This window comes from Colwellia sp. NW0002-52-1, from assembly GCF_057550865.1.
Genome location: NZ_BAAJLU010000010.1, coordinates 23,734 through 40,065, shown reverse-complemented (window position 1 = coordinate 40,065; position 16,332 = coordinate 23,734). Strand labels below are relative to the sequence as shown.

Here is a 16,332-nt window from a genome sequence, read left to right as displayed (position 1 = left end):
GAAAATGGCAAAACGTACTGATTTAAAAAGTATCTTGATCTTAGGCGCAGGACCAATTGTTATTGGCCAAGCATGTGAGTTTGATTACTCAGGTGCACAAGCCTGTAAAGCATTACGCGAAGAAGGTTACCGAGTTATTCTAGTTAACTCGAACCCTGCAACTATTATGACCGACCCTGAAATGGCCGATGCAACCTACATCGAACCTATTCATTGGGAAGTTGTACGTAAAATTATTGAAAAAGAACGTCCTTGTGCTGTGCTACCGACTATGGGTGGCCAAACTGCATTAAACTGTGCGTTAGAGCTAGAAGCTAAAGGCGTTTTAAAAGAATTTAATGTTGAAATGATTGGCGCTACAGCTGATGCAATTGATAAAGCTGAAGATCGTAGTCGTTTCGATAAAGCAATGAAAGCCATTGGTTTAGAAACACCACGCGCTGAAATTGTACACACGCTTGAAGAAGCGCACGCAGCAAGTAAAAATTTAGGCTTTCCGTGTATTATTCGTCCGTCATTTACTATGGGTGGATCAGGCGGTGGTATTGCTTATAACCGCGAAGAATTTACCGAAATTTGTACGCGTGGCTTAGATCTTTCTCCAACCTCAGAATTATTGATTGATGAGTCATTAATTGGCTGGAAAGAATATGAAATGGAAGTAGTTCGCGACAAAAATGATAACTGTATCATTATTTGTTCGATTGAAAACTTCGACCCAATGGGCATTCATACCGGTGATTCAATCACGGTTGCACCCGCACAAACGTTAACCGATAAAGAATACCAAATCATGCGTAATGCATCGATTGCGGTATTACGTGAAATTGGCGTTGAAACGGGTGGTTCAAACGTACAGTTTGGTATTTGTCCTGATACTGGCCGTATGGTTATTATCGAGATGAACCCACGTGTTTCTCGCTCGTCAGCTTTAGCATCAAAAGCAACCGGTTTCCCAATTGCTAAAATTGCAGCAAAACTTGCGGTAGGTTATACGCTTGATGAATTAACCAATGATATTACCGGCGGTAAAACACCTGCGTCATTCGAACCAACTATCGATTACGTTGTAACTAAAATACCACGTTTTAACTTTGAGAAATTTGCTGGTGCAGAAGATCGTCTTACCACGCAAATGAAATCTGTTGGCGAGGTCATGTCAATTGGACGTAATCAGCAAGAGTCATTACAAAAAGCTCTTCGTGGCTTAGAAGTTGGCGTTAATGGTTTTGATTCTATGGTTGATGTAACTCAACCGGGTGCTAAAACCAAAATTATGCACGAGTTACAAGAAGCTGGCGCTGATCGTATTTGGTATATTGGTGACGCCTTCCGCCTTGGTTTAAGTGTTGATGATATTTTCCGCTTAACCAAAATTGACCGTTGGTTCCTAGTACAAATTGAAGATATTATTTTAGATGAAGCGAAAGTTAGCGAAGGTGGCTTAAAAGTATTAACGCCAACTTATTTACGCAAACTCAAACGTAAAGGTTTCGCAGACTCACGTTTAGCTGACTTAATTGGTGTTGCTGAAGCTGAAGTACGTAAAAAACGTCATAATGCCAATATCTTCCCTGTGTATAAGCGTGTAGACACATGTGCGGCTGAATTTAGTTCAGACACGGCTTACATGTACTCAACATATGATGAAGAATGTGAAGCAAACCCTACCGACAAAGAATCAATTATGATCTTAGGTGGCGGTCCAAATCGTATCGGCCAAGGTATCGAGTTTGATTATTGTTGTGTACACGCAGCATTAGCATTACGCGAAGATGGTTTTGAAACCATCATGGTTAACTGTAACCCTGAAACGGTTTCAACCGACTACGACACATCTGATCGTTTATATTTTGAGTCAATTACTTTTGAAGATGTGCTCGAAATTGTTCGCATTGAAAAGCCTAAAGGCGTAATCGTACAATACGGTGGTCAAACACCACTGAAATTAGCACGCGCTTTAGAAGCTGCAGGTGTACCAATTATTGGTACTTCTCCAGATGCCATTGACCGTGCAGAAGATCGTGAGCGCTTTCAACAAGCGGTAGACCGTTTAGGTTTATTACAGCCAGAAAATGCAACGGTTACTTCTCTTGATGAAGCTATGGCAAAAGCTGAAACCATTGGTTTCCCTCTAGTGGTTCGTCCATCTTATGTTTTAGGTGGTCGTGCAATGGAAATAGTCTATGACTTAGATGATTTACGTCGTTACATGACGGAAGCGGTAAGTGTATCAAATGACTCACCAGTGCTACTTGACCATTTCTTAGATGACGCGATTGAAGTTGATATCGACGTTGTATGTGATGGTACAGATGTAGTTGTTGGTGGCATTATGCAGCATATTGAACAAGCGGGTGTGCATTCAGGTGACTCAGCATGTTCATTACCGGCATACAGCTTAAGCCAAGAAGTACAAGACGTTATGCGCAAGCAAGTTACGGACTTAGCGTTTGAGTTAGGTGTTATCGGCCTAATGAATACACAAATGGCAGTAAAAGATGGCAAAGTTTATTTAATCGAGGTTAACCCTCGTGCTGCTCGTACAATACCATTTGTATCAAAAGCAACCGCTGTACCTTTAGCTAAAATTGGTGCCCGTGTAATGGCAGGTAAATCACTGAAAGAGCAAGGTATTACTAAGGAAGTTATTCCGCCGTATTTCTCTGTTAAAGAAGTGGTTATCCCATTTAATAAGTTCCACGGTAGTGATCCTTTAGTTGGCCCTGAAATGCGCTCAACAGGTGAAGTAATGGGCGTTGGCGATACCTTTGAAGAAGCTTATGCTAAAGCTAACTTAGGTGCGGGTGTTTCTGTACCAAAAGATGGTCGAGCTTTAGTTTCAGTACGTCATAGCGATAAAGGTCGTGTGGTAGAGCTTGCTAAACAAATGGTTGCCTTAGGTTATGAACTTGATGCTACACATGGTACTGCGGTTATTCTAGGCGAAGCCAATATACCTTGTCGTTTAGTTAACAAAGTACATGAAGGTCGTCCACATATTCTTGATAGAATTAAGAACGGAGAGTATACCTACATTATTAATACTACCGAGGGTCGTAAAGCAATTGAAGACTCTAAAGTATTACGTGGTGGTGCTTTACGATACAAAGTCGCATATACTACGACATTGAATGCCGCATTTGCAGCGTGTCAATCACATGCCGCAGACGACCGAAATATCGTAAATTCTATACAAGAATTACACAAACGCTGTAAATAAATTGCTTGAAAAGTTAATTTGTTCTGCAATTTGAACAAATTAACGGTAAAGTAAACATAAGCGAATAATTTTCTAAAGGTGGTTACCTTCTATTATTTAGTATAGGTAAGCCGCCTTTATTGTTTGAAAAAGAAGAGTAAAATGACAAAGTATCCGATGACATTGCTTGGTGCAGAGCAATTAAAAGAAGAATTAAGAATATTAAAAACCGAAAAGCGTCCACGTATTGTGAAAGATATTGCTGATGCGCGTGAACATGGCGACTTGAAAGAAAATGCTGAGTACCATGCTGCGAAAGAAGAGCAGGGGTTCTGTGAAGGCCGCATTCAAGATATTGAAGGTCGCTTATGTAACGCGCAAGTTATAGACGTAACTAAAATACCTAATACAGGTAAGGTTATTTTTGGCTCTACAGTTACACTATTAAATATTGAAACTGAAGTTGAAGTAACTTATAAAATTGTTGGCGATGATGAAGCTGACTTTAAAACAGGCCGTATTTCATTAAACTCACCAATTGCCCGCGGTTTAATTGGTAAAGAGGTTGATTCAGAAATTGAAATAACTACCCCAGGCGGTATAGTTGAATATGAAATTGTTGGCGTAGAACACATTTAATCTTCATTATACATTAAGCCCAACAAGGTGGACTTAATGTTCACGGCCTTAATACATACTTAAAACCAGTAAACGCTATTAATTAAACGTTTACTGGTTTTTTTGTGCCTGACAAACTTCATCATGAGAATTGCTAATAGCTTTTACATTTTTATAACCAATACGTTGAAGCTGCTCTGCTGCTAATGTAGCTCGCCCACCAGTGGCGCAATGGGTAAAAATTTCAACTTCTGGATCTTTACAATGTGTAGCAATATGCATCTCCAACACTCCTCGAGGAATAGCTATTGAGTTTGGTACCGGCGAAGTGGCAGTTTCTCCTGTCTCTCTAACATCAATGAAGATTGCATTTTTGCGACTATAAGCATGTGTTGCCCTAACACAGGTAACCGAAGTTTTAGCTTGTGTGACTAGCTCTGGTACTGTTAATAACATTTTTAAATCCTCGAAGTTATGTAAGAAGTATTGAAGAAAAAATAATTGTAAGGCAAGCTACATCTTTTGTATATTAGTTTTTTCTAATGTAGTGTTGGTGATTATTGTTTTACCTTGTAGAGTAAACTTCTTACCTGCTGAAATAGTGATAAGATTTTAAAAGTTATGTTGTTCGTGATAAGGCAGATTGTAAAGTTGAGGTACAAAAAAAAAGGGCTAATGCCCTTTTTTGAAATACCAAAATGTGAAGCTAGCTAATATTTAAAGTGCAGCTGCACTTAAGTTGATAGCACTAACAGATTTAACTTAAAACGAATTAAATTTTAGGAATACGAATTTTCTTTTCATCCGTAGGTCTAAAAATAATTAATGTTTTACCAATTACTTGCACTTTTGTTGCATTTGTTTCACGACAAATAGCTTCAACAATAAGCGCTTTGGTTTCACGATCATCAGTAGGGATTTTAATCTTGATTAATTCGTGATGATTTAACGAATAGTCGATTTCGGCAACTACTGCTTCAGTAAGGCCGTTATTACCTAGCATTACTACGGGTTTAAGGCTATGTGCTAAGCCTTTTAAATACTGAATTTGTTTTTTATTTAGGTTCATGAACAATTTTCGTTACAAGTTAGCTTGAATTATGACTATTTTACCTCCATCTAGTTTGTAATACTAATATTGTTTACAAACAGTCAGCTTTTAACCGTACTTTTATAGTGATTTATGGTTAAAATACAGCTATTACTTTTAAGTAATGCATAAAGTAAACGAGTTTTTAAATAAGCAACTGTTGAAAGCAAAAAAATATAAGTGGATTGAATGAGTAAGAATAAGGTCAGTGTCAGTAGTGCTCGGTGGTTAAAAGAGCATTTTGATGATGAATATGTAAAAAAAGCACAACGGTTGGGCTTACGCTCACGTGCTGTTTTTAAAATTGAAGAGATAAATAATAAAGATAAATTAATTAAACCTGGTATGAAGGTAGTTGATTTAGGTGCGGCTCCTGGCGGTTGGTCAGAATACGCCACGAAAGTGGTGGGTGATAGCGGGCAAGTTGTTGCATGTGACATTTTAGCGATGGACCCTATTGCAGGAGTAGACTTCTTGCAAGGTGACTTTCGTGAAGAAGCAGTACTCGATGCTTTATTAACTCGAATTAATGGTAAAAATATTGATGTTGTTATGTCTGACATGGCTGCAAATTTTACTGGTAATGATGCTGCAGACGCGGCGCGCAGTATGTATTTAGTCGAATTAGCGCTAGATATGTGCAATCAGGTATTAAAGAAAGATGGCGCCTTTGTAGTGAAAGTGTTCCAAGGAGAGGGCTTTGAGCAATTTATGAAAGATGCTCGAGCCGCATTTAAAACCGTTAGAACTCGCAAGCCAGAATCGTCACGTGCTCGCTCACGTGAAGTTTATCTTGTGGCTACGGGCTTTAAATTGTAGTAAATTGGGTGGAATTATTTCATCGCACCATTTTTAACATTATCAAGAGGTCATTAAGTTGAGCGATATGGCAAAAAATCTTATTTTATGGTTAGTTATTGCAGTTGTATTAATGTCTGTTTTCCAAAGTTTTACTCCTGGAAGCGGCAAAGAGCAACAAGTGGATTACACACAATTTGTTCAAGACGTACGTCAAGGGCAGATTAGAGAAGTAGACGTTGATAGAAATGGCGTTATCAATGGTATTAAACGTAGCGGTGAAAACTTTGTTACCGTTATTCCTGGTGGCTACGATCGTGATTTAATCAATGATCTAGTTAAGCAAGGTGTTAACGCATCGGGCGAATTACCAGAAGAACAAAGTTTCTTAATGACAATTTTTGTCTCTTGGTTCCCAATGATATTGTTAATTGGTGTATGGATATTCTTCATGCGTCAAATGCAAGGTGGGGGCGGTAAAGGCGCAATGAGTTTTGGTAAGTCTAAAGCGCGTTTATTGGGCGAAGATCAAATTAAAACAACTTTTGCTGATGTTGCTGGTTGTGACGAAGCAAAAGAAGAAGTAACAGAATTAGTTGATTACTTGAAAGATCCAACACGTTTTCAAAAGCTAGGTGGTCGTATTCCATCAGGTGTTTTGATGGTGGGTCAGCCAGGTACAGGTAAAACGTTATTAGCAAAAGCAATTGCTGGTGAAGCTAAAGTACCTTTCTTTACTATTTCAGGCTCTGATTTTGTTGAAATGTTTGTTGGTGTTGGTGCATCTCGTGTGCGCGATATGTTTGAGCAAGCTAAAAAATCAGCTCCTTGTATTATCTTTATCGATGAAATTGATGCTGTTGGTCGCCAACGTGGCGCAGGTATGGGTGGTGGTCATGATGAACGTGAACAAACACTGAACCAAATGCTAGTTGAAATGGATGGTTTTGAAGGTAATGAAGGTGTAATCGTTATTGCTGCTACTAACCGTCCAGACGTATTAGATCCAGCGTTACTTCGTCCTGGTCGTTTTGACCGTCAAGTTACCGTTGGTTTACCTGATATTCGTGGTCGTGAGCAAATTTTAAAAGTTCACATGCGCAAAGTACCATTAGGTGATGATGTTAAAGCCTCTGTTATTGCACGTGGTACGCCTGGTTTTTCTGGTGCTGATTTAGCTAACTTAGTTAACGAAGCTGCTTTATTTGCTGCACGTGCAGAGCGCCGTGTTGTTGGTATGGCTGAATTTGAAAAAGCGAAAGACAAAATCATGATGGGCTCAGAGCGTCGTTCTATGGTGATGACTGAGTCAGAAAAAGAAATGACTGCTTATCATGAAGCAGGACACGCGATTGTAGGTCGTTTAGTGCCAGATCATGACCCAGTTTATAAAGTGAGCATTATGCCGCGTGGTCGTGCATTGGGTGTAACTATGTACTTACCTGAGCAAGATCGTTTCAGCCACAGTAAGCAGCATCTAGAAAGTAACATTTCATCTTTATACGGTGGTCGTATTGCAGAAGAAATGATTTACGGTTTTGAAAAAGTTTCAACAGGTGCTTCAAACGATATTGAGCGCGCAACACAACTTGCACGCAAAATGGTGACACAGTGGGGCTTCTCACAAAAAATGGGTCCTATGCTATTTGCTGAAGAAGAAGGTGAAGTATTCTTAGGAAGAACATCGTCTAAATCATTAAATATGTCTGATGAAACGGCACGTGCTATTGATGAAGAAATTAAAGATTTTGTTAATCGTAATTACGATCGTGCAGAAAAAATCTTAAAAGACAATGAAGATATTCTTCATGCAATGAAAGATGCGTTAATGGAATATGAAACTATTGATGCTTTGCAAGTTGATGATTTAATGAATCGTACTAAAGTCCGCCCACCAGCTGATTTTGATGCAAGAAGCTCTGATGACAAATCAGACAATAATACTGATTCAAGTAAGCCTTCAGCTAAAAAAGATGAAGAAGTAAAGGAAACTAAAGAGCCGAAAAGCTCAACTGATAATTCAGATATTCCAGCTTCTTAATCGCTAGAGAAATTATTAAAGCCTCAAAGAATTAAACCTAACCGTTTAATTTATATTGAGGCTTTATTATTTTAACTTTTTAAAACACCAAAGCTGTTTCAGAAGTTAAAATAATAAAGAATTTGTTATAAAGAGATTGCAGTGCTAAACCAACTTATTTGCCCGAATTCAGTCATAGATTTATCAACACCACAAGTAATGGGCATTTTAAATGTTACGCCTGACTCGTTCTCTGATGGTGGTAAGTTTGCCGATTTTGAACCTGCATTAACGCAAGTTCAACGTATGATTACTGATGGTGCTACTATCATTGATATTGGTGGCGAGTCTACACGCCCAGGCGCCGAAGACGTAAGTGAAGCAGATGAGCTCGCTCGTGTTATACCTGTACTTAAAGCTATTAAAGAGCGCTTTAATATTTTAGTGTCTATTGATACAAGCAAAGCTAAGGTTATGAGTGCTGCTATCGCGGCAGGCGCTGATATCATCAACGATGTTCGTGCTTTACAAAACGAGGGGTGTTTAGCTGCATTGGCGGCCAGTAACATTCCTGTTTGCTTAATGCATATGCAAGGCTTACCCAGAACTATGCAAAATAACCCAAGTTATGAAGATTTGATTAACGATATTATAGTTTTTTTTAAACAACGTATTGATGCATGTGTTAATGCAGGAATTTCACGTGAACGGATAATTCTAGACCCCGGTTTTGGTTTCGGTAAAACACTCGAACAAAACTTTCACTTACTGGCGAATTTATCGAAATTTTCTTCGCTCGGCTTACCTATACTCGCTGGGATGTCTAGAAAGTCGATGATCGGAAGTTTATTGAATCGAGAAGTTGACCAGCGACTCGCAGGTAGTATAAGTACTGCATTAATAGCTGCTCAACAAGGTGCGCATATAATTCGTGTACATGATGTGCAAGAAACCGCAGATGCACTAAACATATTAAAAGCAGTGACTGATAATCGTTAACAGAGTCAATCACAGTAATTTAAAAATTAATAAAATAAGAATATTGAGATAAAGGAAGATAGAAATGTCACAAAGAAGATATTTTGGTACTGATGGAATACGAGGTTTAGTAGGCCAATACCCAATTACACCTGAATTTGTTATGAAGTTAGGTTATGCAGCAGGGCGCGTATTAGCGGCGCAAGGTACTAAAAAAGTATTGATCGGTAAAGACACTCGAATCTCCGGTTACATGTTGGAGTCAGCCTTAGAAGCTGGTTTTTCAGCGGCAGGTATAGATATTGGCTTATTAGGCCCTATGCCAACACCAGGTATCGCTTATTTAACTAAAACCTTCAGAGCTGAAGCTGGTATTGTGATCAGTGCATCGCACAATCCATTTTATGATAATGGTATTAAATTTTTCTCCCAAGACGGACAAAAATTACCTGACGATGTTGAATTAGCCATTGAAGCAGAATTAGATAAAGACATGGGTTGTGTCGAGTCAGCACATTTAGGCAAAGCCTCGCGCATTGCAGATGCCGCTGGCCGTTACATTGAGTTCTGTAAAAGTAACTTTCCAAGCCAATACTCATTAAAAGGCATGAAAATCGTCGTTGATTGTGCTCACGGTGCCACTTATCACATTGCTCCGAATGTATTTCGAGAGCTAGGCGCAGATGTTATAGAAATAGGTACATCACCTAATGGCACTAACATCAACCATGAGTGCGGCGCTACTTCTATGGCTGCAATAAGTGCCGCGGTTGTAGAACATCAAGCTGACTTAGGCATTGCCCTTGACGGTGACGGTGATCGTCTAATGATGGTTGATCACACTGGTTATGTTATTGACGGCGATGAAAGTGTCTATGTTATTGCTTGTAATGATTTACAAAATGGCAGTATTGATGGTGGTGTTGTAGGTACATTAATGAGTAACATGGGCTTAGAGCTTGCCCTTGCCGATATGGATGTACCTTTTGCACGAAGTAATGTTGGTGATCGCTACGTTATGGAAATGTTAAAACAAAAAGGTTGGAAATTGGGCGCAGAAAACTCAGGCCACGTTATCAACTTAAACCATACCTCTACTGGTGACGGCATAATTGCTGCGTTAAATGTTTTAACCGCAATTTGTAATTCAGGTAAAACGTTATTTGAATTACGCCAAGGCATGACTAAATTACCGCAAGTATTAGTGAACGTTAGGTTCTCTGGCGATAGCGATCCATTAACTAATACTGAAGTTTTGGCATCAGTTGATCGAGTTAATGAAAAACTTATTGGCCGTGGGCGAGTTCTTTTAAGAAAATCAGGTACTGAACCGTTAATTCGCGTAATGGTAGAAGGCCCTGAACATGATGAAGTTACCGCTTTAGCAAATGAAATTGCCGACGCTGTAAAGCAATCTTTTTAGTAAAAAACTTCACTCGACTTTAAAGTCGAATGAATAATGAGCAATTAAACGGGATATTGATTGAAATACTTGTATCTTGCCGATAGGTTAGTTAATATCTCGCCGCTTTGATTTAGGAATGATAAATGAAAAGACTTTCGATAGTTGCAGCAAACTGGAAAATGAATGGCAGTTTAGCTCTAGTCAACTCAATGGTTTCAGAATTAAATAATGTAACGTTAAATGAAAATGTTGAAGTAGTTGTTTGTCCTAGCTCTCCTTACTTAGCGGCTTTTAATGCAACTAGTGCTAGTACGAATTTATCTGCAGCATTTAGCTTAGGTGCTCAAAATTTTAGTGAGCATAATAGCGGTGCATTTACCGGTGAAGTTTCAGCGTCAATGCTACAAGAAGTTGGTGTGAGTTACATCATAGTAGGGCATTCTGAGCGTCGAAGTATTTATAATGAATCAAGCGCTCTAGTTGCTAAAAAAGTTAAAGCAGCGTTAGCATCTGGCCTTAAACCTATTCTTTGTATAGGTGAAAGTGAAAAAGAGCGTGCAGCAGAAAAAACTGAAGTTGTATTAGCTGAGCAGTTACAGCCAGTTATTGACGAAGTTGGTATTGAAAATTTTAAAAATGTTGTTATTGCGTACGAGCCAGTTTGGGCAATAGGTACAGGAAAAACAGCATCGCCAGAAATGGCACAAGAAACCCATCAATTTATACGTGAATTTATCGCTAAACTTGATGAAAACGTCGCAGATAAACTGCCATTGTTGTATGGTGGTAGTGTAAATGCGAAAAACTGTGAAGAATTATTTGCACAAGCTGATATCGATGGTGGATTAATCGGCGGTGCTAGTTTAAAAGCCGAAGAATTTAAAATAATTTGTTCGGCAGCAAAGGGAAAATAAAATGTTGTATCAAGTGTTAATTGTAGTGTATTTGATCGTTGCTTTATGTTTAATTGGTTTAGTACTAATCCAACAAGGTAAAGGTGCTGATATGGGCGCATCATTCGGTGCAGGCTCTTCAGCCACTATTTTTGGTTCAAGCGGTTCTGGTAACTTCTTAACAAAATCGACAACTTACTTAGCGATAGCATTCTTTGTTATTAGTTTAGTGTTAGGTAACTTAACAGCCAACCGTGTTAAAGCCGGTGCTGACTTTGATAACCTAGCTGTGCCAGCTGAACAAAGTATTCCTGCTGATACTATCGTACCTCAAGCAACAAATGACGATGTACCTGCAAGTGATGCCGCTGTAGAGAAAGTTAGCGACGTTCCAAACTAGTTTTAAAAATTTGCAGATATGGCGGAATTGGTAGACGCGCCACCTTGAGGGGGTGGTGCCTTAGGGCGTGAGAGTTCGAGTCTCTCTATCTGCACCACATACAGGTTCGATAAGAACCGATAAAAACCGGTATGACCTTTGTAATTAAGGTGTTCCGGTTTTTTTATGTCTGAAGTTGTATGCATTTGTTTGGATTTTATTCGCAGTGATTTAAACTTTTAGTAACATCGGTGGTAACAGTGTCTTTGACCTTGTAACAATATCTAAAAATTGCTGCAGAAAAATAGGCTCTTTAACCAAATTAATAAGTATCGAATAATTTATAATCGACATTTGGCACAATAATAATGATTAATATAGCGTTCGTAAGCTTTCAATATAATGGCTATTTTAGTTCACCTTCAAACAGCTAGCCAATCTAGTTAACGTATTGTGTTTGTCACCTCTGATCTGCTATGACTAAATCACATCTCTTAAATGTTAACCGTTAACTTTATTGAATAAAGGTTAACTATTTAACGCTTAGTAATTACCATAAAACGCGACTTATACCTCTTATTTATTGATAACTTATCTTAATAATACTCTGGGCGATATTTTGATTATTCATTGTGAAATTTAGCGCTAAGGCGATATAAGTGCTGGGTAGGTTTTAGCAGGGGAAATAACGAAGATGAAAATGCGTGAAATAAAAAAGACCCAGTAGCAAAGTTTGTTACTGGGTCTTAAATACTAATAAAACAAAGTGTCGATAAAGGAAAACTCTCTATATTATCTGTGTGTTAATTTAAAAGGGAATTGTTATTTAATGCCGTCAATTAATGCTTGAGCTTCATCTCGCTCGTAAAAGTTAATTTCACTAGCAAGCGCGCGTTGTAATTCACGTTGTGCTTCAGTAGCTCTATCGAGTTTCAGCAGCGTATAACCTATGTGGTAATTAATTGCAGGGTCATTAGAGTTCATCGTGTAGGCACGCCTCAGAGTGGTTAATGCCTCTTCAAACTTACCCTGTAATGCTTGGATCCATCCGTAAGTATCAAGAATTGCAGCAGATGAATCATCTAAGGATAATGCTTCAAAGGCATATTTTTCAGCTAAATCGAGATCTTCTGTTAATAAAATATTTGCTAAATTATTTAAAACTAATGGTTTGCTTGGCAAGTTGTTAACTTCTTTTAGTATTTCATAATGGCTTTTAGCTTTGGTCGTATTACCAGTATTTAAATAATGATCTGCTAAAAGGTTACGCATAAAATGAAAGTTTTTATTTTTTGCTAAAATGTCAGTGCCGATGTTTTCAAATGCTGCTTGACCAAATCCTAAAGTTGTCATTTGATAAAGTTTAGCTAATGCTTGGGTAAAGTTGTTATCTAATGCAAGTGCTTGTGCATACTTATTGCTCGCTAATGAAAGTTGCTTCTGTTGTAGCAATAAATCACCTCTAACTAATAAAACATTAGGGTTTTTGCTATATGTTTTCTCAATTGCCGTTAACGCGGTATTGGCTTCTTCAAATAAGTTTAACTGTATATCTAGCTTAATTAATTGTAATTGAATTAATAAACTGCTTGGGGCTAATACCTGTGCTCGTTGCAAGGTTTCTTTTGCTTTTAAAGGTTTATTGGTACGCGTATATAATTGGCTAAGTTCATAAAGCTCTCTTGGGCTATCGACTAACCCTTCTAGTATCTCAATTTGCTTGGTTGCCTGCTTAAGGTCATTTAGTGCTAAGTAAATTTCAATTTTTTGTTTTATATAAGCAGGGTTTAAAAATACAACTTTATTCAGCTTGTCTAATTCATTTAACGCTAACTCAAACTCACTTTGTTGCATGTAAATATCGACTAAGGCTTCAGAGGCTTTTATATTAGTTTTGCTAGCGCTAGTTAATTTGGTTAGTTTTCCAACTGCTTGAGTTATGTTGTTTTGGTCTCTATCAAGCTTGGCGTCTAGAATAATCAATGGAGCATATTCAGCTTGTGCTGTTAATAATTTAGTCGTGATGCTTTTAGCTTCGTCAATTTCGCCCAATGCCGCTTTAGCATTGGCAATATTGAAAAGGCTGTTAAAATCATCAGGTTTATTCGACAAAACTTGTTCAAAGGCTGTAATCGCTGAGCTCCATTGTTGCTGTTGTAAAAGCAACACACCCTTAAAGGTTAAAAAGTCGGAGTTAAGTGGTTGTGCTTTCATTAAAATATCGGCGACTTCATTCGCTTCAACTATTTTATTACTTGCACGATAAACCAGGCCTTTTGTTAACAAAAATGTAGGGTTAAACTCTTTTGGCTGGTGTTGATTAAGCAGGGTAATGGCATTATCAAATTGTTCTATTTTGGTTAAGTAATTTACTTTTGCCAAGATTAAAGTAGGGCTGTTTTTAAATTCTGTTTCTAAGTTGGTTATTAATCGCTCTGCTTTATAAATTTTTTGGTTGTTTAAATATAAGTCGATTAATCTTGCGGCTAGCGGTAAATTTTCTATGATTAGCGCTTCTTTAGTTTCCAGCAAATCAAGCGCTTTATCTTGTTGGTTTTGGCGTAAATAAATATCGACCAACATTTTAATTGCCGCAAAATCTTGAGGAACATCTCTTAAATAAGCGAGTAATTCTTTTTGAGCGACTTCAAAATCGTTTTGTAAATATGCTGCAGCACCTGCTACATAGGTTAGGGAAGCGTTAGTATTTTTTTGTTGGTCAGTATACAAAGATAACTTTTGACTAATATCTGCGAGTACAGCTTTAGCTTCTTCAAACTTAGCTGTATTAGCTAAAAGCTCACTTTGAAGTAATTTAGCCATAGGGTCATCAGGAGTGTTAAGTAATATTTTATCAATCAATAATAATGCTTCATCAAATTGACCAGCATTAGTATAAGCATTAGCAAGTGCTCGTTGTACTATGGGATCATTGTTGTCTATGTTGTAAGCGGTTTCAAACGCTTTTAAGGCATTATTGTTGTCTTTTTGGTCTATATAAAGCTGGCCTTTAAGGTGCCACATTCTGCTTTGCTGAGGGTATAAAACGATGGCCTTTTCAATTAAACTTTCGGCTGAAATGTAATTTCTTTGGTTTAATTCAAATGCGGCGAAGGCGCCAAGGGCTCGATCATTTGTGGGCGCTAAATCTAGCGCGAGTTTAAAATATCGTCGCGTTTCTTCTATATCGCCTAACGCACTATAAGCATTCGCGGTTAATAAATACCAGGTGAGCTTATTTTCACTATTTAGCGACTTACCTTTTCCTAAATCAATTACTTGCTGAAATTCACGAGCGATCAATAAGGCGTTACCTAGCTCATTTAAAAATAAGTTAACATCTGCGCCTTCAATTAATGCTTCATCGAGTACTGCTATACCGTCACCAAAGTACTGTTTATGCATTAATACTTTACCCATTAACACCTTAGCTGAAAGGTTTTCAGGTTCGTCTTGCATAACATTCTTCAGGTGAATATAAGCTTCTTCAATTTTATTATTGTTAAAAGCTGTTAGGGCTTTTTCGTAGTTATTAGCATTGGCTTCAATCGAGAAAATAATAAAAATACTGAGTAAAAATAAACGCATAGCAATCCAAATGTTAATGATGAATAAAATGAAATAAATTTAGCAGAAATGATTATTGCTTAATCTACCCTAATCTAAAAGTAAAATTAGTTAATTTAAGCTGATAAGCGGAGATGTTATAAAGTTTCAGGCATAAAAAAAGATGGCTTAGCCATCTTTTTTCACGTTTACATTTCTATTACTTTAGCTTTTTACGGCTAGAAGCAAATAAACCTGCAATGGCTAAACCAAACAATGCAATTGAGCTAGGCTCAGGTACGCTTGTTGCTGGTGCTTGTGAGCCAGTAGTAAAAGTAATACCAGCCAACTTCATGCCGTCATTACCTTCCCAGTTTGTGTTACCACCAAATACGGCTGCATTTAATGCACCAATTAACCAGAAGTTCGAGCTTGTATTCGCTAAGTTTGAAGCATTACCACTACCTGTTTGGCCGAAGTTAGTATAGTAAGCTTGACCACCAGTGCCAGAATAACGCATTTGAGACCAGTTTGAAGCGATTGTTTGATTATCCTTTACATCTTGCCATGTACTACCATTAAGTGCATTTGAGTCTAATGCAGCAACACTAACTTGGGTTCCTGATGAGCCAGCACTTACCCAACTGTATGTAGCACTATTTAACGTTACCGCTTCTGAAAACTCTAACAGAAAAAAGTCGTAATCTTGATAGTTACAATTAGCACCAAAATTATCTGCAGAATGAGAATAACCACAATTACGTGAGTTCATCTCATCAGTATTTTCCATCGACCAGCCATAACCATTTTTATCAAAGTCTACTGCACGCTCGATCGTTGGGTCGAAGTCTTCTGAGTTTGATGCAGTGTTACCAGCAGTATCTGACCAACCAGAAACGTTAACATCAACGCCACCGAAAGTAACTTCAAATTGATTGAAGTTGCTACCAGTATCAGAAACACCACCAAAATGGCCTGATGTAGTTGTTACACTAGCCATAGCTGACGACGATACTAATAACGTAGCGATTAAACTCATTTTTTTTATGTTGTTTAACATATTAACTCCATTTACCTTTCTAAGACGACTATTTAGATTTTTTATTCAATCTAACATAGAGATAAAATTACATATTGATACACAAGCAAATATCGGGCCAATAAGTTTAATTTCATGTGATTCAATGCTTTACCGTTGTGTGTTCGTTTTGCTTTGGTACTTATGTAAAAAAAACTGACACATAACGTGTGTTTATTCTGGCAATTATAGCGCAATAATAAGGCAAGTTATAGTGGTTTAACCAGTTGTTCTATCGTTTAATAAGAGGTTAAGTTTTATACTTCCAAAGTTCTCAAGTTAGCAAAATCAATTGGTAGATATTATTTCTTTTCAAGTAATCGTC

The 16,332-nt window shown here is 37.8% G+C and carries 12 protein-coding genes and 1 tRNA gene; 9 read left to right on the top strand and 4 right to left on the bottom strand.

What is annotated here, in order from left to right; translation table 11 throughout:
* Nucleotides 1-4: 4 nt before the first annotated feature.
* Together carB and greA are read left to right on the top strand one after the other, a co-directional pair.
* Nucleotides 5-3,223 (top strand): carbamoyl-phosphate synthase large subunit, encoded by a 3,219-nt coding sequence (carB, locus tag AC27H3_RS11280; RefSeq protein ID WP_487106267.1) that lies wholly within the window; start codon nt 5-7, stop codon nt 3,221-3,223.
* 141 nt (nt 3,224-3,364) lie between these two features.
* A complete protein-coding gene (gene greA / locus AC27H3_RS11275; RefSeq protein WP_487106266.1) occupies nt 3,365-3,841 on the top strand; it encodes a transcription elongation factor GreA in 477 nt (158 codons plus the stop codon).
* Nucleotides 3,842-3,931: 90 nt separating this feature from the next.
* On the opposite strand, the gene AC27H3_RS11270 is transcribed toward greA, so the two are convergent.
* Complete coding sequence (locus AC27H3_RS11270) at nt 3,932-4,276, bottom strand: rhodanese-like domain-containing protein (RefSeq protein ID WP_487106264.1); 345 nt, start codon at nt 4,274-4,276, stop codon at nt 3,932-3,934.
* Between the two features lie 316 nt (nt 4,277-4,592).
* On the bottom strand, nt 4,593-4,889 hold the full coding sequence (gene yhbY / locus AC27H3_RS11265) for a ribosome assembly RNA-binding protein YhbY (protein WP_085302762.1): 297 nt from the start codon (nt 4,887-4,889) through the stop codon (nt 4,593-4,595).
* A 210-nt stretch (nt 4,890-5,099) separates the two neighbouring features.
* Between yhbY and rlmE the strand changes: the two genes are divergently transcribed.
* From rlmE to AC27H3_RS11230, 7 genes are all read left to right on the top strand, one after another.
* Nucleotides 5,100-5,729 (top strand): 23S rRNA (uridine(2552)-2'-O)-methyltransferase RlmE, encoded by a 630-nt coding sequence (gene rlmE, locus AC27H3_RS11260; RefSeq protein WP_487106262.1) that lies wholly within the window; start codon nt 5,100-5,102, stop codon nt 5,727-5,729.
* A 67-nt stretch (nt 5,730-5,796) separates the two neighbouring features.
* Complete coding sequence (gene ftsH, locus AC27H3_RS11255; RefSeq protein WP_487106260.1) at nt 5,797-7,749, top strand: ATP-dependent zinc metalloprotease FtsH; 1,953 nt, start codon at nt 5,797-5,799, stop codon at nt 7,747-7,749.
* A gap of 198 nt (nt 7,750-7,947) precedes the next feature.
* Nucleotides 7,948-8,727 (top strand): dihydropteroate synthase, encoded by a 780-nt coding sequence (folP, locus tag AC27H3_RS11250; protein WP_487106394.1) that lies wholly within the window; start codon nt 7,948-7,950, stop codon nt 8,725-8,727.
* 64 nt (nt 8,728-8,791) lie between these two features.
* Entirely contained in the window at nt 8,792-10,129 is a 1,338-nt protein-coding gene (glmM, locus tag AC27H3_RS11245; RefSeq protein ID WP_487106258.1) for a phosphoglucosamine mutase, read from the top strand.
* 125 nt (nt 10,130-10,254) lie between these two features.
* The gene (tpiA, locus tag AC27H3_RS11240) at nt 10,255-11,025 is read left to right on the top strand and encodes a triose-phosphate isomerase (RefSeq protein ID WP_487106256.1); all 771 of its coding nucleotides are present in this window, start codon (nt 10,255-10,257) and stop codon (nt 11,023-11,025) included.
* A gap of 4 nt (nt 11,026-11,029) precedes the next feature.
* Nucleotides 11,030-11,404, top strand: coding sequence for a preprotein translocase subunit SecG (gene secG / locus AC27H3_RS11235; RefSeq protein WP_198946888.1), 375 nt, complete (start codon nt 11,030-11,032; stop codon nt 11,402-11,404).
* Between the two features lie 12 nt (nt 11,405-11,416).
* Nucleotides 11,417-11,501, top strand: a tRNA-Leu gene (locus tag AC27H3_RS11230).
* A 704-nt stretch (nt 11,502-12,205) separates the two neighbouring features.
* Here AC27H3_RS11230 and prsT read toward each other — a convergent pair.
* Nucleotides 12,206-14,971: an XrtA/PEP-CTERM system TPR-repeat protein PrsT gene (gene prsT / locus AC27H3_RS11225; RefSeq protein ID WP_487106254.1), complete on the bottom strand. Its 2,766-nt coding sequence runs from the start codon at nt 14,969-14,971 to the stop codon at nt 12,206-12,208.
* A 178-nt stretch (nt 14,972-15,149) separates the two neighbouring features.
* Nucleotides 15,150-15,989: an exosortase-dependent surface protein XDP1 gene (xdp1, locus tag AC27H3_RS11220; protein ID WP_487106252.1), complete on the bottom strand. Its 840-nt coding sequence runs from the start codon at nt 15,987-15,989 to the stop codon at nt 15,150-15,152.
* Between the last annotated feature and the right edge of the window lie 343 nt (nt 15,990-16,332).

Excerpts from the sequence above, each read along its gene's own strand:
- carB (WP_487106267.1), top strand. The coding sequence starts at position 5 with ATGGCAAAACGTACTGATTTAAAAAGTATCTTGATCTTAGGCGCAGGA.
- greA (WP_487106266.1), top strand. The coding sequence starts at position 3,365 with ATGACAAAGTATCCGATGACATTGCTTGGTGCAGAGCAATTAAAAGAA.
- AC27H3_RS11270 (WP_487106264.1), bottom strand. The coding sequence starts at position 4,276 with ATGTTATTAACAGTACCAGAGCTAGTCACACAAGCTAAAACTTCGGTT.
- yhbY (WP_085302762.1), bottom strand. The coding sequence starts at position 4,889 with ATGAACCTAAATAAAAAACAAATTCAGTATTTAAAAGGCTTAGCACAT.
- rlmE (WP_487106262.1), top strand. The coding sequence starts at position 5,100 with ATGAGTAAGAATAAGGTCAGTGTCAGTAGTGCTCGGTGGTTAAAAGAG.
- ftsH (WP_487106260.1), top strand. The coding sequence starts at position 5,797 with ATGGCAAAAAATCTTATTTTATGGTTAGTTATTGCAGTTGTATTAATG.
- folP (WP_487106394.1), top strand. The coding sequence starts at position 7,948 with ATGGGCATTTTAAATGTTACGCCTGACTCGTTCTCTGATGGTGGTAAG.
- glmM (WP_487106258.1), top strand. The coding sequence starts at position 8,792 with ATGTCACAAAGAAGATATTTTGGTACTGATGGAATACGAGGTTTAGTA.
- tpiA (WP_487106256.1), top strand. The coding sequence starts at position 10,255 with ATGAAAAGACTTTCGATAGTTGCAGCAAACTGGAAAATGAATGGCAGT.
- prsT (WP_487106254.1), bottom strand. The coding sequence starts at position 14,971 with ATGCGTTTATTTTTACTCAGTATTTTTATTATTTTCTCGATTGAAGCC.
- xdp1 (WP_487106252.1), bottom strand. The coding sequence starts at position 15,989 with ATGTTAAACAACATAAAAAAAATGAGTTTAATCGCTACGTTATTAGTA.